Origin of the sequence: Saccharothrix mutabilis subsp. mutabilis (assembly GCF_039521145.1) — a bacterium.
Taxonomy (GTDB): Bacteria; Actinomycetota; Actinomycetes; order Mycobacteriales; family Pseudonocardiaceae; genus Actinosynnema; species Actinosynnema mutabilis.
Window position 1 is genome coordinate 289,128 of record NZ_BAAABU010000003.1, and the last position, 18,519, is coordinate 307,646.

18 protein-coding genes are annotated in these 18,519 nt (G+C 74.4%); 7 read left to right on the forward strand and 11 right to left on the reverse strand.

Annotation, left to right across the window (positions count from 1 at the left end):
- The first annotated feature begins 65 nt into the window (after window positions 1–65).
- Window positions 66–830, forward strand: a complete 765-nt coding sequence (locus tag ABD126_RS09020) for an NAD(P)-binding domain-containing protein (protein ID WP_343933245.1) — start codon at window positions 66–68, stop codon at window positions 828–830.
- Window positions 831–968: 138 nt separating this feature from the next.
- Window positions 969–1,436 carry a hypothetical protein gene (locus ABD126_RS09025; RefSeq protein WP_343933246.1) on the forward strand — a complete coding sequence of 156 codons (468 nt, stop codon included), beginning with the start codon at window positions 969–971 and terminating at the stop codon, window positions 1,434–1,436.
- A gap of 10 nt (window positions 1,437–1,446) precedes the next feature.
- Here the strand turns inward: ABD126_RS09025 and ABD126_RS09030 are convergent, their stop codons facing one another.
- The 3 genes from ABD126_RS09030 to ABD126_RS09040 form a co-directional block, all read right to left on the reverse strand.
- Window positions 1,447–2,268, reverse strand: coding sequence for a DUF4253 domain-containing protein (locus ABD126_RS09030; RefSeq protein WP_343933247.1), 822 nt, complete (start codon window positions 2,266–2,268; stop codon window positions 1,447–1,449).
- 36 nt (window positions 2,269–2,304) lie between these two features.
- Window positions 2,305–3,609: a YVTN family beta-propeller repeat protein gene (locus tag ABD126_RS09035; RefSeq protein ID WP_343933248.1), complete on the reverse strand. Its 1,305-nt coding sequence runs from the start codon at window positions 3,607–3,609 to the stop codon at window positions 2,305–2,307.
- A gap of 117 nt (window positions 3,610–3,726) precedes the next feature.
- Window positions 3,727–4,350 (reverse strand): hypothetical protein, encoded by a 624-nt coding sequence (locus tag ABD126_RS09040; protein WP_343933249.1) that lies wholly within the window; start codon window positions 4,348–4,350, stop codon window positions 3,727–3,729.
- Between the two features lie 17 nt (window positions 4,351–4,367).
- Between ABD126_RS09040 and ABD126_RS09045 the strand changes: the two genes are divergently transcribed.
- A complete protein-coding gene (locus ABD126_RS09045) occupies window positions 4,368–4,532 on the forward strand; it encodes a hypothetical protein (protein WP_343933250.1) in 165 nt (54 codons plus the stop codon).
- A 19-nt stretch (window positions 4,533–4,551) separates the two neighbouring features.
- Here ABD126_RS09045 and ABD126_RS09050 read toward each other — a convergent pair whose 3' ends face one another.
- The 5 genes from ABD126_RS09050 to ABD126_RS09070 form a co-directional block, all read right to left on the reverse strand.
- Window positions 4,552–5,679 carry a hypothetical protein gene (locus ABD126_RS09050; protein ID WP_343933251.1) on the reverse strand — a complete coding sequence of 376 codons (1,128 nt, stop codon included), beginning with the start codon at window positions 5,677–5,679 and terminating at the stop codon, window positions 4,552–4,554.
- Window positions 5,680–5,755: 76 nt separating this feature from the next.
- Window positions 5,756–11,203, reverse strand: a complete 5,448-nt coding sequence (locus tag ABD126_RS09055) for an ATP-binding protein (RefSeq protein WP_343933252.1) — start codon at window positions 11,201–11,203, stop codon at window positions 5,756–5,758.
- A 161-nt stretch (window positions 11,204–11,364) separates the two neighbouring features.
- Window positions 11,365–12,216: an SDR family oxidoreductase gene (locus ABD126_RS09060; protein WP_343933253.1), complete on the reverse strand. Its 852-nt coding sequence runs from the start codon at window positions 12,214–12,216 to the stop codon at window positions 11,365–11,367.
- 67 nt (window positions 12,217–12,283) lie between these two features.
- The gene (locus ABD126_RS09065) at window positions 12,284–13,246 is read right to left on the reverse strand and encodes a cation diffusion facilitator family transporter (RefSeq protein WP_343933254.1); all 963 of its coding nucleotides are present in this window, start codon (window positions 13,244–13,246) and stop codon (window positions 12,284–12,286) included.
- Window positions 13,243–13,944: a substrate-binding periplasmic protein gene (locus ABD126_RS09070; RefSeq protein WP_343933255.1), complete on the reverse strand. Its 702-nt coding sequence runs from the start codon at window positions 13,942–13,944 to the stop codon at window positions 13,243–13,245. The genes ABD126_RS09065 and ABD126_RS09070 overlap by 4 nt, the downstream gene beginning before the upstream one ends.
- 95 nt (window positions 13,945–14,039) lie before the next feature.
- Between ABD126_RS09070 and ABD126_RS09075 the strand changes: the two genes are divergently transcribed.
- Window positions 14,040–14,234 (forward strand): CDGSH iron-sulfur domain-containing protein, encoded by a 195-nt coding sequence (locus ABD126_RS09075; protein WP_343933256.1) that lies wholly within the window; start codon window positions 14,040–14,042, stop codon window positions 14,232–14,234.
- A 4-nt stretch (window positions 14,235–14,238) separates the two neighbouring features.
- On the opposite strand, the gene ABD126_RS09080 is transcribed toward ABD126_RS09075, so the two are convergent.
- A complete protein-coding gene (locus ABD126_RS09080) occupies window positions 14,239–14,706 on the reverse strand; it encodes an MSMEG_6728 family protein (protein WP_343933257.1) in 468 nt (155 codons plus the stop codon).
- A 28-nt stretch (window positions 14,707–14,734) separates the two neighbouring features.
- Entirely contained in the window at window positions 14,735–15,265 is a 531-nt protein-coding gene (locus tag ABD126_RS09085; RefSeq protein WP_343933258.1) for a TetR family transcriptional regulator, read from the reverse strand.
- 100 nt (window positions 15,266–15,365) lie between these two features.
- On the opposite strand from ABD126_RS09085, the gene ABD126_RS09090 reads away from it, so the two are divergent.
- Together ABD126_RS09090 and ABD126_RS09095 are read left to right on the forward strand one after the other, a co-directional pair.
- Window positions 15,366–16,529, forward strand: a complete 1,164-nt coding sequence (locus ABD126_RS09090; RefSeq protein WP_343933259.1) for a lipase family protein — start codon at window positions 15,366–15,368, stop codon at window positions 16,527–16,529.
- Between the two features lie 161 nt (window positions 16,530–16,690).
- Window positions 16,691–16,918 carry a hypothetical protein gene (locus ABD126_RS09095; protein ID WP_343933260.1) on the forward strand — a complete coding sequence of 76 codons (228 nt, stop codon included), beginning with the start codon at window positions 16,691–16,693 and terminating at the stop codon, window positions 16,916–16,918.
- A 17-nt stretch (window positions 16,919–16,935) separates the two neighbouring features.
- Here ABD126_RS09095 and ABD126_RS09100 read toward each other — a convergent pair whose 3' ends face one another.
- A complete protein-coding gene (locus ABD126_RS09100) occupies window positions 16,936–17,847 on the reverse strand; it encodes a DUF3048 domain-containing protein (protein WP_343933261.1) in 912 nt (303 codons plus the stop codon).
- 170 nt (window positions 17,848–18,017) lie between these two features.
- On the opposite strand from ABD126_RS09100, the gene ABD126_RS09105 reads away from it, so the two are divergent.
- Window positions 18,018–18,491, forward strand: coding sequence for a DinB family protein (locus ABD126_RS09105; protein ID WP_343933263.1), 474 nt, complete (start codon window positions 18,018–18,020; stop codon window positions 18,489–18,491).
- The last annotated feature ends 28 nt before the right edge of the window (window positions 18,492–18,519 follow it).

Here is an 18,519-nt window from a genome sequence, read left to right on the forward strand (position 1 = left end):
GGGAGGCTCAAGCGGCTGATCGCGGGGTACGGTGCGACCACTGGGGTCCGGGGCGGCGAGGAGGCATGTCGGTGTACGGGTTCGTGGGTGCGGGAGCGTTGACGGCGGCGATCGTGGAGGGGCTCAGCGACGGGGTCGCCGCGCCGCCCGCGGTGTTCCTGTCGCCGCGCAACCGCGCCGTCGGGCTCGACCTGGCCGGGCGGTTCCCGAACGTGCGGGTCTGCGCGAGCAACCAGGAGGTGCTGGACCGGGCGGCGGTGGTCGTGCTGGCCGTGCGGCCCCAGGTCGGCGCGGAGGTCGTGCGGGAGTTGGCGTTCCGGCCGGAGCACGTGGTGGTCAGCGCGCTGGCCGGGGTGCCGCTGGCGCGGCTGCGGGAGTGGATCGCGCCGGCCACCGGGGTCGTGCGCACCATCCCGCTGCCCGCGGCGGCCCGCCGGCAGAGCCTGACCGCGCTGTACCCGGACCACCCGGTGGCCCGGGAGCTGCTCGAACGGGTGGGCGGCGTCGTCGTGCCGGCGGAGGAGGCCACGCTGGAGGCGTTCAGCGCGGCCACCGCGACGTTCGCGGCGCACCTGGACTACCTGGCGACGGTCGCCGACTGGCTCTCGGCGCAGGGCGTGAAGCACGAGGACGCCACCGCCTACATCACGCACATCTTCGGGCAGCTCGGGCAGTCGCTGGGGCGGGCGACGTCGCTGACCGCGTTGACCGAGGAGCACATGACCCCCGGCGGGCTCAACGAACAGGTGCTCGGCGACCTGCGCCGCGACGGCGTGCCGGACCTCGTCCGCGCGGCCCTCGACCGGGTGCTGGCCCGCCTGCGCGGCTGAGCGGACGCCTGTCACGCGGTCGCGTGGCGTCGGCCACTCGTTCAGGTGGTCGCTGTTTTCCCGCCGTTTTCCGGTGCGGGGCGAGGGCATCCCGGCTCTGCGTGGCCACCGGGGCCGCGGGAGACGGGAGGAACAGTGATGGGTGTCGGCGTGTTCGGGCGAGCGGTGGTCGCTGCCGGGTTGGTCGTGGGGAGCTGCGTGGCGGTCACACCCGTCGCGGGGGCGATCGGGCCGATGACACCGGACGGTCCCGGCGTGTTCAAGGCGGTGATCGACGAGAAGGTCACCAAGGAGGCGGACGGGTACGCGTTCACCGGCACGGTGGCCTGCCCGGAGCAGGAGTCGCCGGTCGACTTCACCAAGGTCGTGCTGGTCGTGCGGCAGGAGAACGCCGTCGCCAAGGCCGAGGGCGACAAGGTCGAGTGCGAGGGGCAGCAGGGCCGGGCCGCCGCGGACGGCAGGTGGAAGGTGCTGGTCAAGGGCGAGCAGCAGCACTCGGCGCTGGACACCGGCGGGATGAAGCCGGGCAAGGCCGAGGCTTATGTGCTGATCGTCCAGGGCACGACGTTCGAGATGGGCCGCGGCTCGGTCACGCTGCCGGAGTGAGCCGCGCGCGTCAGTCCCACCAGAACGCCCACGAGTGGTCGCCGACCAGGCGTTCGGCGTACGCCGACAGCGGTGTGACGCCCTGCCAGACGTTGTCCGGGCAGAACGCGAAGTGCTCGGCGGCGACGGCCAGCGCCTGGTCGTGCGTCGTGGGCGGGGCGGCGACGCTGAGCAGGAGCGTGGCGAAGCCGACGCCGACGACCCGGGCGCCGAACCGGTCCTCCCAGCCGCGCAGGACGGCGGCGATCTCGGCGGTGTCGTCGGTGTAGTTGGCCGGGCCGAACCAGCCGGCGACGGCGAGCGCGTCGGCGCCGCGGTCGGCGGCCACCAGGCCCAGGCGCATCGAGCGGTGGTCGGCCAGCAGGTGCGCGGCCAGGCCGTCGGCGATGCGGTCCGGGTCGCCGCCGGTGGCCGGGGTGGGCGCGAGGCCGGGCCAGGCGCGACCGTACGGCGCGGTCTCCGGGTCGGGGTTGTCGGTGTGGTCGGTCCACCAGGCCGCGAGCAGGGCGGCCGGGTCGTGCGCGGCCGGGTCGGACATCCCGCCCGGCGTGACCTCGCCGGAGCCCCACGGCCGGTACTCGGGGTCGTTGTCGTCCAGCGCGTCCAGCAGCAGCGGCCACAGGCCCGACCTGGCGTGCTCGGCGCGCAGCCGGGACCACAGGCCCTCGGGGGCGGGGGCGTCGCTCAGCCAGAACGCGGGGCGGTCGCCGTCCTCCTCCGCCGAGGACACCGCCCGGCCCGGCGGCAGCGGGACCGACAGGGACCGCCCGGCGGCGTCGGCGGGGTCGGCGAACAGCGCCCGCAGGTCCGGGGGCAGCGGCTCAGACGTCATGATCGGGATGGTAGGCGGTGGGCACGACAATCCGGCTCATCTGCGGGTGATCGTGCCGTGAGTCGTCGACGGGCCGTGGGTCGTGTCGCCGCCGTAGGCCGCCGTGTAGCCGTCCAGGAGCGTGTTGACGCCGACGTTGAAGGGAACCCGGGCGTCGCAGGTCGCGGTGCCGGCGGCGTTGGTGGTCGCCGTGCACAGCGGGGTGCCCTTGACGGTGCGGAAGTCGACCTTGCGGCCGGTGACGGGGCGTCCGGTGTGGGCCTCGGTGAGCGTGGCGGTGACGCCGGTGACCGTGAGGCCGCCGCGCGGGACGATCACCGCGGTGCCGGCGGTGAGCCGCGTCCGGGCGGGCGGGACGGCGTGGATCGCGATGCCGACCGGGTTCACGCCGACGGCGATCGTGGCCTCCACGGCGAGGGTGGCGGTGTCCACGACGGACAGGGTGTCGCCCAGGAAGTTGGTGACGTAGGCCTTGCCGCCGTCGGGGGTGAGGGCGACGCTGATCGGCCGGTCGCCGACCCGGACGGTGGCCACGGGGGACCGGGTGGTCAGGTCGAGCACGGACAGGTCGTCGCCCTCGCTGTTGGTGACGAACGCGCGGGCCCCGTCCGGGGAGATCGCGACGCCGTGCGGGGTGAAGCCGACCGGGACGGTGCCGGTGACGGTGTTGCTCGACGTGTCCACCAGCGCCACGTTGTCGGAGAACTTGTTGACCACGACCAGGGTCGCGCCGTCGGGGGTGACGGCGAGGGCGGTGGGCGTGTTGCCGGTGGGGAACTCGCCGATCTCGGTGTGGGTGGCGGTGTCCACGACGGACACCGTGCCGGGGCCGGGGACGTCGTGGGCGACGTAGAGCAGGCTGCCGTCCGGGGTGAGGGCGACGCCGTCGGCGTTGGGGCCCACGGGGATGGTGGCCACGGCGGTGAGGGTGGCGGCGTCCACGACGGAGACCGTGCCGCCGCGGTAGTTGGAGACGTACACGTGCCCGCCGCTGGGGGAGACGACCACGCCGGCGGGGCCGTCGCCGACCGGCACGGCGGCGTCGACGGCGCCGGTGGGGGTGTCGATGACGGTGAGCGTGTCGTCGCGGACGTTGGTGACGTAACCGCGTCCGCCGTCGAACGCCACGCCCACGCCGTAGGGGGAGTCGCCCCGGTCGTCGACGAGCGCGGTGGTGAGCGCGTTGGTCGCGGTGTCCAGGACGGACACCCCGCCGCCGTTGTTGGCGACGTAGGCCAGGACGCGGGTGGTCTGCGCCCCGGCCGGGGGCGCCGCGAGCGCGCAGGCGCCCAGGGCGACGGCGGCACAGGCGGTGCCGATCTTGCGAACCCGTCCGGTCACGCCGACCTCCAAAGCCGTGGGTTACCCGCCCCATCGCGAGGGCCGCGGCGTTCGTTAGCCCGTGGGGGAGGGGAACCTGCGCTGCGATCGGGCGATCACCGTGCGTCCGGTCGGGCGCTAATCGGGGATGGCGACGGCGATCTCCGCGCCGAGGCGTGCGCCCCGGGCGAGGGCGAGGTCGTCACCGCTCCAGAAGCGGCCCGGGTCGTACCAGTTCGGCTTGCGGTCGGCGGCCAGGAGACCCATCGCCTGGTAGGTGACGGCGACGACCTCGGCGCAGTAGGCGGTCTCCAGCGCGGCGGTGTGGTGGCGGCCCAGCGGGAGCCGGCCGCGCAGCCAGCGGGTGGCCAGGCGGGCGGTCGAGGGGAAGGGCGTGCCGTCGAGGCGGGCGACGGTGCGCAGGACGGCGTCTTCCATGTCACGGGTGACGTCGTGGTCGAGTTGGCGCAACCAGGCCCGCTGCCCGTACTTGCGCGCCCACGTGACCACGGCTTCGCGCAGGTCGTGCAGCTGAGCGCCGCGCTGCTGCTTCCCGGACCACAGGTCGGGCAGGGACCGGCCCAGTTCGGCGTGCCACATCAGCGGCGGGAGGTCGTCGATCACCACGGACATGCCGACGTGGTTGACCGGGCTGTTGGTCAACGCCTGGATGGCCCGGTCGGCCGCGCTCCGGCCGCGGAACACCCACAGGTCGCCGGTGCGCGTCGTGTCGAGAGCTTCGTCCAGGGAGATGCCCGCCACGGCAGTAGCCTAGGGGCATGCGTTGGTGGAAGCTCCTCGGGTTGGCGGCGTTCGTGGGCGTGGCGGCCACCGGAGTGGCCGTGGCCCGGGCCGAACGCCGTCGGCGGGCCTACACGCCCGAGGAGATCCGGGAACGGCTGCACGCCCGGCTCGCCGAAGCCGACCGGGGTTCCGGGGCCTGACGCGCCGGGGTGGGAGGCCTCACAGGCGACCCGTGGGCAGGCGGCCGTCGTACATCGCCGCCACCTGGTCGTCAGTGAACGGCGGGTTCTGCAGGGTGGCCCGTTCGGCGTGGCAGCGGAACATGTCCGCGATGTAGTGCATGCGGTCCGGCAGGTCCGACCAGTCCCCGGCCGCCGTGTCGCGCAGCGAGTCCGGCGTCGGGTCCACCCGCGTGAGCAGGTCCAGCAGGTCCGGGTCCGACAGCTCCACCAGCAGCGGTGGGAACGGCGCGTCCAGGTCGGTGCTCAGGTCCAGCAGTTCGTCGGGCAGCGCCAACGTCATCAGGTGGCGCGTGACGGTCCGGCGGGCCAGGGTGCGGGCCTGGTCGGCGAGGCGGTCGGTCGCGGCCCGCAGCGCCGAGCGGCGGCCCAGGAGGGTCAGCGCCACCCGGCGCAGCCACTTCGTGAAGCGGTTGCCGGGCAGGAGCAGGTCCAGCAGGCGGCGGTGCAGCTCGGCCGGGTCGATGATCGGGGCCTCCAGCGCCGCCCGGATCTCCGGTTGCAGGCGGGTCTGCTCGTGCAGGCCGACTTCCAGGTTGGCCAGCAGGAGCAGTTCCGCGCGCCGCTTGGGGTCCGTGGTCGTCGTGGCCTGGTGGTAGCGGGTGAAGGCGCGGGACAGGTGGTGCTGACCCTCCGGCGGCTCACCGGGGCGCAGCGCGGCCACGAAGTCCGCCACCGGGCCGGTGAAGGCCAGGTAGCGGGCGAACTCGTGGGCGATCTCCTCGAACACCTTGAGGTTGCCGCGTGCGGCGGCGTCGCTCACCTCGTCCAGGCGGGCGGTCGTCAGGACCGCTCGCCGCGCCAGGTCCGCCACCGCGTCGAAGGGCAGCGGCGCGACCCGGCGCAGGGCGTCGACCAGGGTCTTGACCACGTCCGGGTCGGCCAGGTGTTCCAGGGCCCGCGCCAGGTCTTCCCGGCGGATGGTCCGGCCGACCTGCTTGGACGCCCAGACCGCGAAGGTGCACCAGTTCGCCGAACCGCCCGTGCGGTCGGCCAGCGCCCGCGACAGGCGGTGGTAGCAGTGGGTGATCCGCAGGTTGCGCAGCACGGGGTCCGGGACCGCCGTGATGGCTTCGACCTCGCTGGTGCCGGGTGCTTCGACGTCCACACCCCGTCATCGTCGCGACGGGGTGGAATGTGACGCGGCCCGGCCCCGGGACCAGGGCCGGGCCGCGTCGGACGCGTCACCGCGTGAGGCCCCGTTCGACGGCCTCGACGATCCGCCGGCGCAGCTCGCTCGCGGGCACGATGGCGTCCACCGACCCGACCTCCACCGCCCGCCGGATGCTGTGCACGCGGTCGAACTCGGCCGCCACCTCGGCCAGCTTCTCCGCGCGCACCGACGTCCGGGTGCCGGCCAGCTCGGCGGTCAGCGCCGCGCGTTCCGCGCCGGTGGACTCCGCGACCCGGGCCTCCAGCTTGCGCACCCGCGGGTCGTTGGCGGTGCGGCCGTCGACGTCCCGGGAGAAGACCACGGCCGCCGCCGGCGCGCCGCCGATGACCGAGGCGAACGAGCCCTCCACGGCCAGGACCGTCATGTTCGGGTTGAGCGCCTTGGAGAACACCACGAACGCGCCGCCGTGGTACCGGGAGATCACGCAGAACACGATCGGGCCGCGGAAGTTCACGATCGCCCGGCCGATCTCCGCGCCGTACTCCAGTTGCAGCTCGCGCATCGACTCCGGCGAGCCGTCGAAGCCCGACAGGTTCGCCAGCACCACCAGCGGCCGGTTGCCGCTGGCCGCGTTGATCGCCCGCGCCGCCTTCTTCGACGACTTCGGGAACAGCGTGCCCGCCGTGTACGAGTCGGGGCCGTCGGTGGGCGGGAACCCGTGCCGCGGCACGGCCCGCGACTCGATGCCCAGCAGGCACACCGGGATGCCGCCCAGGTGGACGTCCTGCACGACGGCGGTGTCCGCGTCGGCCATGCCGCGCCACCGCTCCAGCACCGGGTGGTCCTGGTCGGACAGCGCCCGCATCACCGTGCGGATGTCGAACGGCTTCTTGCGGTCCGGGTTGGCCTCGGCGGAGAAGATCTCGCCCACCGTGGTGAACGGGCTGTCCGGCGAGCTGTGCGGGTACGCGCACACGTCGCGCTCCACCGGGTCGGTGGTCGGCGCGCGGCGCGGGCCGTCCTCGCCCGGCGCGATGAAGCTGTGCTCGTAGTGCGCCATGAGCACGTCCCGCGCGGCCCGCAGGTCCGGTGCCCAGTACTGCGCCTGGCCGTTGGGCCCCATCACGCGGTCGTGGCCGCCGATGCCGAAGTTGTCCTCGGCCGACACGCCGCCGGAGAAGTCCAGCGACTGCTTGCCGGTCAGCACCATCGCCGAGTCCGGCGTCATCACCAGGATGCCCTTGGTGTGCATGAGCATCGTGGCCTCGGCGTTCCAGTACGGCTGGGCGCCGACGTTGATGCCCGCGACCACGACGTTGATCTCGCCGCCGGCCTGGGTGAACTCGACGATCCGCTTGAGCGCCGCCGCGACCCAGTCCATGTTCTCCGTGCCCGAGGACATGGAGATCCGCGCGCCGGCGGACAGCGCGAACCACTCGACCGGCACCTCCAGCCGCTCGGCCAGGTCCAGGGCCTCGATGACCCGCGCGCACTCCGGCTCGGACAGCGCGCCCAGCGCCTTGGTCGGGTCGCCCAGCAGCACCACCCGGGTCATGCCCTCGGGGTGCTTGGCGGTGGGCGTGGTGACCGTGCCCAGCACGATCGCGGCCGTGTTGCGCCCGCGCGGCCGGTCCACGGCGACCAGGCGCCCGTCGACCAGGTCGTACTCGGTGAACGACCCGTCGGGGCCGGTGAGCACGTCGATCAGCTCGTACGGGTAGACCGTGCCCCGGCTGCGCGCCCGCAGCACGTTCTGCCGGTAGTCGTCCAGCGGCCGGACCGCCTCGGTCGGCGGCTTGACCAGCGTCAGCCGCACGCCCGCGCCCGCGTCGTCGCCGATGCGCACGGCGATGTCGACCAGCTTCCCGGTCTCGTCCCGGCGGCGGGCCAGGAACAGCACTTCCTCCAGGTCCAGCCCGGTGGTGGTGGGCAGCACGCGCTGCGCGACCGCGTGCAGGTCCTCGGAGTGCAGGTCGGTCGGCGGCCACGCGTAGAGCACGATCCGGTTGGTCGCGAGCCGGTGGCCGCCGCCGTGGCGGCTGCGGGCGCGGCGGATGGCGTCCAGGCAGGCGGCCAGGACGTCCTCGGCGGCGGGCAGGGCCGCGATCCGGCCGTCGTCGTCGCGCAGCGGCGTGAGGTCGCGGACCTGGGCCAGCGCCACCAGCCGCTCGTCGGACGGGTTGTCCTTGGCCACGCACTGGTAGAGGTAGACCTCCTCGTCCAGCGACGGCAGGCGGGTGAGGTCGAAGTCGCGCAGCCGGTCGAGCTGCATCCGCTCGGCGATGCGCGGGTGCAGGCCCCGGACCAGCCGTTCCTCGGCCAGGCCGTGCAGCGACGGGCGGAAGGTGAAGTGGTGGTGCATCGCCTCGTCGCGCCGGCCCGCCACGGTGGTGGTGATGCGGTCCAACGCGGTCGGCAGCGGCTGGGCGGTCAGCGCCTCGCGCAGCCGGGCCGCCATCTCCTCGTGGTCGGCCGGGCCGTCCGGCCAGGTCACGTACAGGTCGGCGACCAGCGGCTGGTCGGCGGCCAGCTCGGCGAGCGCGCGCACGGCCCCGGGCAGCGCCGCGAAGTCCACGGCGGTGCTCACCACGCGGGTGCCGCGGTTCTCGGCGGCGACGAACACGCAGTCCCCGACCCGCTTGGGGCGGATCGCGGTGAGCGCGTCGTTGCCGTAGTACCGGCGGGCCAGCACCTCCAGCAGCGGGGCGTGGTCGACGCCGGGGCGGCCGATGCGCTGGCCCAGCAGCCGCACCAGCGGCTCGGGGCTCGCGACCATGACCGCGATCCGCTCGGCGCGGTCGGCGGCGTCGGGGTGCCGGTCGAGGTGGATCAGGTGCTTGCGCACCTCCGAGTGCACGCGGGCGCGGGAGCGGCGCAGCATCGGCTGGGCGAACCAGCGGAACACCACGCCGCGCGCGAGGTCCGACAGCGCCGGGAACCGCACCTGCGTGGCGGCGACCAGGTGCTCCAGGGCCAGGCCGACGGTGACCCGGTCGTCCTCGGCGGGCGGGGCCTCGGTCAGCCACTGCCGCAGCAGGGCCGCGACGACGTTCGCGTCGGCGGCGGCGCGCTGCTGGGCCAGGAAGATGCGGAAGACCGCCTCCTCCAGCGCGGGCGTGCGCTCCAGCTCGGTGACGCCGTAGTTGGCCAGCGCCGTGGACAGCCTGCGGCGGAACGTGGCCGACACGCCGGCCCGGTCCGGTTCGAGGCTGCGCAGGTAGGTGTGGAAGTACTCGCGCGGGCTGTGCACGCGGTTGTCCGGCTGCTCCTCGCCGACCGGCTTGTTGCGGCTGAGCTCGGACAGGTCGGCGAACAGGCGCAGCAGCCCGGCCTCGGCGGTCAGCGGCCGTTCGGCGAGCGCGGCGCGCCGGTCCAGGTAGGCGGCGGCCAGCCGGTCCGGGCCACCGGGTTCGGTGTCGTAGCCCAGCAGCAGGTCGCGCAGCTCCCGGCGCAGGTCGTCGGCCGTGGCGTCGGCGGACGCGGCGGGCAGGTCCAGCTCGACGGCCGGGCCGGCGGCGGCGGGCGCGGCGTCCCCGCCGTCGCCCACGGGCTCCAGCCGCAGCAGCGGGGCGCCCGCGGGCACCTGGCTGCCCACCGACACCGCCGACTCGCGCAGCCGGGCGCGGAACGGCGCGCGCAGCACCGTCTCCATCTTCATCGCTTCCAGGACCAGCACCGGCGCGCCGGCCTCGACCTCGTCGCCCACCTCCAGCGGCGTGGCCACCACCAGCGCGGGCATGGGGGAGCGCAGCACGCCGCCCTCGTCGCGGCTGACCCGGTGGGTGACGCCGTCGACCTCGACGTGGTGGACCGCGCCGTGCACGCCGGTGACGACCCGGTAGCGCACGCCGTTGACCCGGATGCGGCCGGTGTGGTCGTCGAACCGCTCGACGGCCACGTCCGCGGTGTGCGCCGGGCCCGAGGCGGCCGACACGCCCACCCGGAACCGGTGCCCGCCGACGCGGGCCACGTGCACGCGGTAGCTCTGGCCGCGCAGCGTGAACTCCAGCACCCGGCCGGCCTCGTGCCGGGTGTGCGGGCGCCCGCCGCGCGCGGAGGTGAACAGCTCCTGGCGGGCCAGCTGCTCCTCGTCCTCGTAGACCTCGATCGCCGCGGTGGCCAGCGCGACCGCGGAGTGCCGGTGGCTGACCAGCCCGCCCTGCGCGCGGACCCGGTCGATCCAGCCGGTGTCGGCGGTCGCGTCCACGACGGCGGGCTCGTCGAGCAGGTCGAGTACGAAGCTCTTGTTGGTCGCGCCGCCCTCGATGATCACGGTGGTCTCGGCCAGCGCGCGGCGCAGCCGGGCCAGCGCCTCGGCGCGGTCGCGGCCGTGGGCGATGATCTTGGCGATCATCGAGTCGAAGTCCGGCGGGATCGAGTCGCCCTCGCTGACGCCGGTGTCCACCCGGATGCCGGGGCCGGCGGGCAGCTCCAGCCGCTCGATGCGGCCCGGTCCGGGCGCGAAGTCGCGGTCGGGGTCCTCGGCGTTCAGGCGCGCCTCGACGGCGTGGCCCCACTCGACCGGCTTGGCCCCCTCCAGCTTCCCGCCGGAGGCCACGTGGAGCTGCGCGCGGACCAGGTCGAAGCCGGTGGTGATCTCGGTGATCGGGTGCTCGACCTGCAGGCGCGTGTTGACCTCCAGGAACGCGAACTGCCGGTCACCGGGGTGGTAGAGGAACTCGACCGTGCACGCGCCCCGGTAGCCCACGGCCAGCGCGAGCCGCTCGGCGGAGGCCTTGAGGTCCTCGACCTGGTCGGGCGAGAGCACGGGGGAGGCGGACTCCTCGATGATCTTCTGGTTGCGCCGCTGCACCGAGCAGTCGCGCACGCCCAGCGCCCACGCCGTGCCCTGGCCGTCCGCGATGACCTGCACCTCGACGTGCCGCGCGCCGGTGACCAGGCGCTCCAGGAACATCACGCCGCTGCCGAACGCGCGCAGCGCCTCCTGGCTGGTCCGGTCGAACGCGTCGACCAGCTCGTCCTCCGAGCCGATCACCCGGATGCCCCGGCCGCCACCGCCGGCGGTGGCCTTGAGCATCAGCGGGTAGCCGACCTCGCGGGCCGCCTTGAGCGCGGCGTCCAGGTCCTCGACCGCGCCGCGCGACCAGGGCGCGACGGGGACGCCGACCTCCTCGGCGATCAGCTTCGCGCCGATCTTGTCGCCCAGCTGCCGCATGGCCTCGGGGTCGGGGCCGATGAAGGTCACGCCGATGCGGGCGCACAGCTCGGCGAACGCCGGGTCCTCGGCGACGAAGCCCCACCCGACCCAGGCGGCGTCGGCCCCGGTCTCCACCAGGGCGCGTTCGAGCACCGCCAGGTCCAGGTACGGCCGGTTCGCGGCGGGACCCAGGTCGTGGGCGAGGTCGGCCTCCCGGACGAAGGTGGCCGTGCTGTCGACGTCGGTGTGCAGGGCCACGGTTTCGATGCGCGACCCGGTCTGCGCGGCCAGGTCGCGCACGGCGTGGATGAGCCGCATGGCGGCTTCGCCCCGGTTGACGATGGCGATTCGGGAGAACAAGAACGAGCTCCTCGTCGGACGTGCGGTCTGTGGCGACCGTCGAGGACCAGCCTTTATGTAGACGCGCGGGATTCCAACGGTGGCAGCTATGCGTGTTGCCGCCCCAAACTTGTAGGAACCCTACAAAGGGGCTGGTGGACGCAGCCGGGCCGTGAGCATGGTCACCCCGCGAGGACGTCGGCCAACGGCGCGGCGGCGTGCCCGGTGAGCCGCTGGACGTGGTCGGTGACGACCGCCAGCTCGCCGGCGGCGATCGCGGTGTAGGTGGTGACCCAGGCGTCCACCTCCCAGTCGGGCGCCTGGTAGACCGCGCGGGACCGGTAGGCCTCCTCGACGGTCTCGGCGTGGTAGCTGGTGGGCCGTCCGGTGACCCGTTGGACGACCTCGGCGACCTCGGCGAGGGTGAGCGCTTCGGGGCCGGTGAGTTCGTAGGTGCGGCCGTCGTGGGCGTGCGGGTCGAGCAGGACGGCCGTGGCGGCGTCGGCGATGTCGTCCTGGGCGACCATCGCCACCCTGCCCTCGCCCGCCGGACCCCGGATCACCCCGTCCTCGCCGACCAGGAACGGCGCGAAGTCGGCGTAGAGGTTGTCCCGCAGGAACGTGTGGCCGAGCCCGGTGGCCCTGATGTGGGCCTCGGTGGCGTAGTGGTCGCGGGCCAGCGTGAACGTCGCGTTGGCCGCCGCGCCGTAGAACGAGATGTAGACCAGGTGGCGGACGCCGGCGTCGACGGCCGCGTCCACGAACGTGCGGTGCTGCTCCACCCGGTCGGGCGATTCGGCGGCGGAGACCATCAGCACGGTCTCGACGCCCTCCAGCGCCGCCCGCACGGCGGCCCCGTCCCCGAAGCTCGCCGCGGCGACCGACGCACCGGACAGCTCGGGCGCGCGCGACGGGTCCCGCACCACCAACCGCTGCGCGACACCCCGGTCCGCCAACCGGCGCGCCACCCGTCCACCCAACCGCCCGGTGGCCCCGGTGACGGCGATGACGGCACGGCTGGTCTGCTCGGGCACGGACGGCTCCCGGTTCCCCTGTGGACGGTCGGCGCGACCCACCGTATCGGCCGCCCGCCGCCGGCGCTCAGCGTTCGGTCGGCACCGGGTCGATCCGGCTCACCGGGGCCACCACGATGTCGTGCACGCGCCAGTCGAAGTCGCGGGCCCAGCGCTGCAACCGGGCGCAGCGGTCCACCAGGTCCTCCTCGTCCGTGGGCACCACGAGCAGTTCGCCCACGAACACATGGCCCTCCTCGCGCAGCCGCAGCCACGCGTCGGCCACCCAGTCGTGGTCCAGGACGGCGGCCAGCAGTTCGTCGGGCAACGGGTGCGGGCCGCTCTCGTCCACCAGGCGCGGCCGGTTGTCCATCAGGTTGGCCACCGCGCCCCGCGTGGTGCGCACGCCGTCCCGCACGATGTCCGCGCCGATGACCACCGCCGCCAACGGGTCGGCCCACCACCAGCCGACGCCGATCCCGAGCACGCCCAGCGCGGCGGCCCCGGCGGTCAGCCAGTCGGCGCGGTTCATCTCCGCGTCGGCGAAGAGCACCTTGTCGTGCAGTTGGCGGGCGATGCGCAACTTGGCCCTGCCCAACAGGATCGCCGGGACCATCGTGGACACCAGGGCGGCGATCATGAGCCAGCCCAGCCAGATCTGCACCCCGAGAAGTTCCACAAGACCGATGGGGATGCGTTCACCGGTCACCAACCGGACGGTCGAGTCGTAACAGACATAAGCGCCCAACCCGAACAGCGCCACCGAACCCGCCAGGAACGCGACGCTCACCGAGCGGTGGTAGCCGTAGGGGAAGCGGCGGTTGGGAGAGCGGTTGCGGTAGCGGGCGGCGATCAGGAAGGCCAGCGGCGGCACCAGGCCCAGCATGTCCTCGATCCAGGCCGCCTTCATGGCCTGGGACTGGCCCAGGGTGACCGCCAGCAACGCCACCGCCGCGATGAAGAACGCGATCGTCCACCACTCCAGCCGCACGGCCCCGCGGTGCAACTCGGCCTTGTCGGGCGGCAGTTCGAACCGGTCGTAGACCCTCACGAGCCCGACCTCCCGACGTCGGCGAGCAGGTGGTCCACCTCGCCGTCGGGCACCCCCAGCAGGAACCGCTCCACCTCGACCAGCCAGCCGTTCTCGCCCAGCGGCAACGCCCACACGTGCCGACGTTCCAGCAGCACGTGCCCGCCCGCGCGCAGCCCCAACGCGTCCAACCGCCAGTGCTCGACGGCGACCGGCAGGTTCCGCGCCTCGGCGGCGTCCCCGACCGGCACCACCTCGGCGCCCTCGTCGGCCAGCGCGGCGGCCTCGGCGGTGCCGGTCCGGGCCGCGACCCGCTTGCCGGACAGCTCCGGCGGCACCTCCACGCCGTCGACCGCCGCCACCACGACCCGGGTGGTGGCATAAGGGCGGGTCAGCGCCGCGCGTTCGGTCCACGGCACGTCGTCGGCCAGTCCGCCCACCACGAGGTCGAGTTGGCGTTCCTCCAGCGCGGCCATGAGCTCGGATTCCGTGCCGGGGCGCCACTCGACGCGCGCGTCCACCTTGTCCGCGAGCCGTTCCACCAGTTCCGCCTCGGCCCCGGACACCTCGCCGGGACCGCCCAGGACCGTCCACGGCGGGTTCTCCGCCACCCCGACGCGCAGCACGTCCCCGCGCACCCGGTCGAGGGTCCCGTCCGTGTCCCGCGGGATGCCGCAACCCGCCACCAGCACCGCCACCAAGACCACGACACGCCACATGGTCGGTGCATACCCGTATTCACGGTGATCGACTCCCGGGAGTTCGAGGGCCGGCGACCCGGTTTGGCGGCGGCGCTGCCGGGCACCTCTGACGCATGGCAACGTCGCGGGACAACCGCCGGGTGACCCTCGTGCAGGGCGGGCCGGTGCTGGTCGAAGGGCCGGTCGAGGTCGTGGGCGAGGACGGCGTGGTGGCGCGGTCCGACCGGTTCCTGGTCGCCCTGTGCACGTGTCGGCGCAGCAAGCGCTACCCGTGGTGCGACACCAGCCACCGCGAGCGGCGGCGCTGACGGGTCAGGCGGCCCGGTCGGAGGCCGGCCACACGTAGGGCAGGTCCGGCGGCACGTCCGGGAACAGCGGGCCGTAGTGCTTGGGGTCCTTGCGGACCAGGGCCGAGCGGTGGCTGTGGTGCACGTCCTCGTCCCCCAGCCACGGCGGCAGGTCCCCGGCCTCGGCGAGTTCGGCCTGCGTGCGGACCTCGGCGTCGCCCCGCACCTCCTTCAAACCGGTGAGCAGGGTCGCCGCGCACGTGTCGGCGTGGCCGATCGCGCACCACGCGGCGCAGATCTCCAGGCCGTAGCGGACCAGGGCCTCCTCGTACCCGGTCCACATCTTCACCGCCGGGTGGTGCCGCCAGCCGTAGCCGGGCACGATCAGCCCGCGCAGCACCTGGATCGCCTCGACGCGCTGCTTGCCCAACCGCCGTTTGTCCAGCACGAGCGCGGTGGCGGCGAAGTCGGCGTAGGGCAGGAACGTCTGCACGGGGGTCGGCTACCCCTGCGCGCCGCCTTCATGCGCGGGACAGGCCGTCCAGGAAGACCCGCACCAGGCGTTGCACCGAGCGCGCGGCGTCGGCGGTGGGGGCGTCCAGCGCGGCCTCGACCATGTGGAACAGCACCGCCAGGTCGGCCGGCTCGACGTCGGCGCGCAGGCTGCCCTCCCGCTGGGCCTGCGTGAACGCCGGGCGCAACGCCGCGATCAGGGCGTGCGTGTGGTGCCGCCGGCGCTTCTCCGGCAACCTGCGGAACACCCGGACGAGTGAACGTCGCTGGACTTGGTGGGACAGCACCGCGTGCAGCAGCTCGCGGAACGGGCGCCGCGCCCGCCGCACCGCCGCCAGGTGGCGCGCCGCGACCGCCAGCGCCAGCGCCGCGCGGTCGGGGAAGTGCCGGTAGACCGTGGCCCGGCCCAGGCCCGCGCGGCGGGCGATCTCGTCCAGCGCGACGTCCCCGACCTCGCCGAACGCCTCGTCGGCCACCCGCAGGATCGCCTCGCGGTTGCGGCGTGCGTCGGCGCGCGTGGGTGCGGACCGGGCGCGCATGGCGCCGGATGCTACTCGCGAGTAGTGAGACGGGCAATCGGTGTGAACTCTCGGTTGCGCTCCCTACCGTCCGGGGCATCGGTCTCGACGAGGAGTGCCCATGCGCAGGTTCGTGCGGCCATTGCTGGTGGCGTTGCTGGTGCTGGTGGGGGTGCCGCCGGTCGCGGCGGCCGGACCGGTGCCGGGGCCGCCCGGCGACGCGTTCTACACACCGCCCAGCCCGTTGCCCGCCGGTGTCCCCGGTGACGTCGTCTGGTGGCGGGCGCTGCCCGCGCGGTCGGGGGTGCAGGGCTACCTGGTGCTCTACCGGTCGGAGTCCGCGACCGGCGCGCCGATCGCGGTGACCGGGCGGGTGCTGGTGCCGACGACGCCGTGGCCCTCCGGGGTGCGGCCGATCGTGTCGGTGGCCAGCGGCACGCGCGGGGTCGGTGACCGGTGCGCGCCCTCGAAGTTCCAGCCGGACTACGAGAAACCGCTGTTCATCGACGCGATGCTGGGCCGGGGTTGGGCGGTGGCGATCACCGACTACGAGGGCCTGGGCACGCCCGGCGGCCACACCTACGTCGTCGGCCGCTCCGAGGGCCGGTCGGTGATCGACGCCGCGCGCGCCGCGACCCGGTTGCCCGCCACGGGGCTGGCGGCGGGCGGGCCGGTCGCGTTCGCCGGGTACTCGCAGGGCGGCGGCGGGGCGGCGTGGGCCGGCGAGCTGGCGCCGTCCTACGCGCCGGAGCTGGCCGTGGTGGGCATCGCCGCCGGTGGCACGCCCGCCGACCTCACCGCCGTGGCCCGGCACCTGGAAGGCGGCATCGGGTTCGGCTTCCTGCTGCTCGCGGCGTTCGGCCTGGACTCGGCCTACGACGAGCTGGACCTGCCCGCCTACCTGAACGAGAAGGGCCGCGCGGTCTACGCGACCCAGCAGGACGCGTGCGTGGACGCCGTGTTCGGCTACGCCTTCGGGCGCATCGCCGACTACACCACCAGCGACCCGCTGTCCCGCTCGGACTGGCAGGCCCGGCTGGCCGAGAACCGACTGGGCGCGCACCCGCCGGCCGCGCCGGTCTACCTCTACCACGGCCTGGTGGACGAGATCATCCCGCTGTCCCAGGCGCAGACCCTGCGGCGCGAGTACTGCGCGGCCGGCGTGGACGTGACGTGGGGCGTGTTCCTCGGCGAGCACGTCACCACGATGGTGTCGGCCGCGGGCGACGTCGTGTCCTACCTGGCCGACCGGTTCGCCGGGAAACCGCCGCGCACCAACTGCTGAGGCCGCCGTTGTGCGGTTACCCGCCGGTGGGCCCGGGTCCATCCGGGACCTTCGACTCTCATCGGCGGCGGCGGTGGCCGGCCAGGATGGACCATCGCTGCCGCCGACGTCGGAAGGAACCGACCGGGATGCAAACGCCCAGCAGGCACAACCCCGTCTCCGTGACCCGGTACCTGGACGCCGTGGTGGAGGTGTTGCGCTCGGCGGGGGTGTCCGTGGTCGAAGTGGACGTCGACCTCACGGTGTCCTCGCCGGTGCGCGCGCAGTTGGTGACCGACGCCGGGCGGGTGCTGCGGTGGCGGGAGGACCTGGGGTGGAGCACCGGGTCGCGGGTCATCGAGCCGGTGTCGCACCCCGGCGCGGTGGCCCGGCTCGCGGTGGAGCCCTGACCCGCGACGGTCGAGCGTCAGGACGTCACCAGGAACACCCACGTCGGGCCCGGTGCCAGCGGGAGTTCCGCGCCGCCCGCGGTGAAGCGCGTCGGGTCTGTCGCGGTGGGGCGGGTCCAGGTGACGTCCTCGAACGCGAGCCCGTCCCGCAGCAGGACCGCCGGCCCGGACCCGACGGTCACCACGACCGGCGACGGGCTGCCGCTCGCGTCCTCGACGGCGACCCCGGCCCGCGTGGACACCCGCTGCACCACCACGTTCGCGGCACGGACGTCCCGCAACGGCTCGCCGTCGGCGGTGATCGTCCAACCGCCGTCCCAGGCCAGGCCGAACCGCGCGCTCGGGTAGGTGACGTCCCGGGTGGTCACCGGTCGCCCACCCGGCGGGGCGGGACCGGTCGGCGGCGTGTCGCGCGGGGCGGCGGCGGGTTCGGGCAGGTTGCGCGGGCGCACGTAGAGGTTGTGGGGGGCGGGGCGGGTCTCGTCGCGGTAGTAGGCGTCGGCCGCGTCCTCGGGTCGGGCGCGGATGAAGCCGGACCGTTCGAGCAGCGGGTCGAGGGCGGGCGCTGAGCCGGAGTAGGCCAGGACCGGGGTGCCGTGCTGGGCGAGCAGTTCGACGTCGGTCTCGCGGGCGCTGCGCACGGGTCCGACGACTTCGGGGGGATTCGCGTAGACGGCGGCGAACCGGGTCAGGCCGCCCTCGACGGGTTCCACGTACACCACGTCGGCGGCGGCGAGGCCGGTCTGCGGGCGGGCGGCCGGGGCGTTGTCGATCTTGACCGCGTACCTGCCCGGCACGCTCGGGCGGCTCGTGGTGGGCGCGGGCGGGGTGCCGGCGGGCTGGTCGCGGTCGGGCCGGAACAGCACGGCCGCGACGATTCCGGCGGCGAGGACGAGGACCGCCGCGGCGGCGATTGCCCGGGTTCGCATGTGCCTCCGGCCCCCACTTCCCTTGTCGCACGGGGTACCGACAACGCGGCTGTTCCGGTGTTCGACGATCCGCGTCGCGGTCGGGGTGCCGCTACGGCCGAAAGTCCCGGGCGACCGGAATTGTCGTACCCCCTCGGTAGCGTGTCGCCCAAGATCGAAGGGGGGCTGGGATGGGGGAGAAGGAGGCGCTCGCGGCGTTCCTCGGGGCGCAGCGGGCGAGCGTGCCGGCGATCCTGGAGGGGTTGGACGAGGCCGCGTTGCGCACGTCCGTGCTGCCGTCGGGCTGGACGCCGCTGGGCGTGGTCGAGCACCTGGGGAACGCCGAGCGGCACTGGTTCCAGGAGGTCGTCACCGGGCGGGCGGACCCGTTGCCGGGCGGTGACGACGCGCCGTTGACCACCTCGCGCCCGGTCGCGGAGGTGTTCGCGTTCTACCGCGAGCAGTGCGCGCTGTCCGACGCGGTCTTGGCCGCCACACCGCTGTCGGCCGTGCCGGCGGGGCGGCACCCGGAGCCGTTCGCCGACCAGATCCGCGAGTTCCGCGACGTCGTGCTGCACATGATCGAGGAGACCGCGCGCCACGCCGGCCACCTCGACGTGGCGCGCGAACTGCTCGACGGCACAACAGGTCTGGGGCCGCGATGACAGCGCGGCCCCGCGACGCGCGTGGGAA

Bases quoted from the DNA above. Each gene is read 5' to 3' on its own strand.
- ABD126_RS09025 (WP_343933246.1), top strand. From the start codon at position 969: ATGGGTGTCGGCGTGTTCGGGCGAGCGGTGGTCGCTGCCGGGTTGGTC.
- ABD126_RS09045 (WP_343933250.1), top strand. From the start codon at position 4,368: ATGCGTTGGTGGAAGCTCCTCGGGTTGGCGGCGTTCGTGGGCGTGGCG.
- ABD126_RS09070 (WP_343933255.1), bottom strand. From the start codon at position 13,944: ATGTGGCGTGTCGTGGTCTTGGTGGCGGTGCTGGTGGCGGGTTGCGGC.
- ABD126_RS09075 (WP_343933256.1), top strand. From the start codon at position 14,040: ATGGCAACGTCGCGGGACAACCGCCGGGTGACCCTCGTGCAGGGCGGG.
- ABD126_RS09030 (WP_343933247.1), bottom strand. From the start codon at position 2,268: ATGACGTCTGAGCCGCTGCCCCCGGACCTGCGGGCGCTGTTCGCCGAC.
- ABD126_RS09090 (WP_343933259.1), top strand. From the start codon at position 15,366: ATGCGCAGGTTCGTGCGGCCATTGCTGGTGGCGTTGCTGGTGCTGGTG.
- ABD126_RS09105 (WP_343933263.1), top strand. From the start codon at position 18,018: ATGGGGGAGAAGGAGGCGCTCGCGGCGTTCCTCGGGGCGCAGCGGGCG.
- ABD126_RS09085 (WP_343933258.1), bottom strand. From the start codon at position 15,265: ATGCGCGCCCGGTCCGCACCCACGCGCGCCGACGCACGCCGCAACCGC.
- ABD126_RS09020 (WP_343933245.1), top strand. From the start codon at position 66: ATGTCGGTGTACGGGTTCGTGGGTGCGGGAGCGTTGACGGCGGCGATC.
- ABD126_RS09100 (WP_343933261.1), bottom strand. From the start codon at position 17,847: ATGCGAACCCGGGCAATCGCCGCCGCGGCGGTCCTCGTCCTCGCCGCC.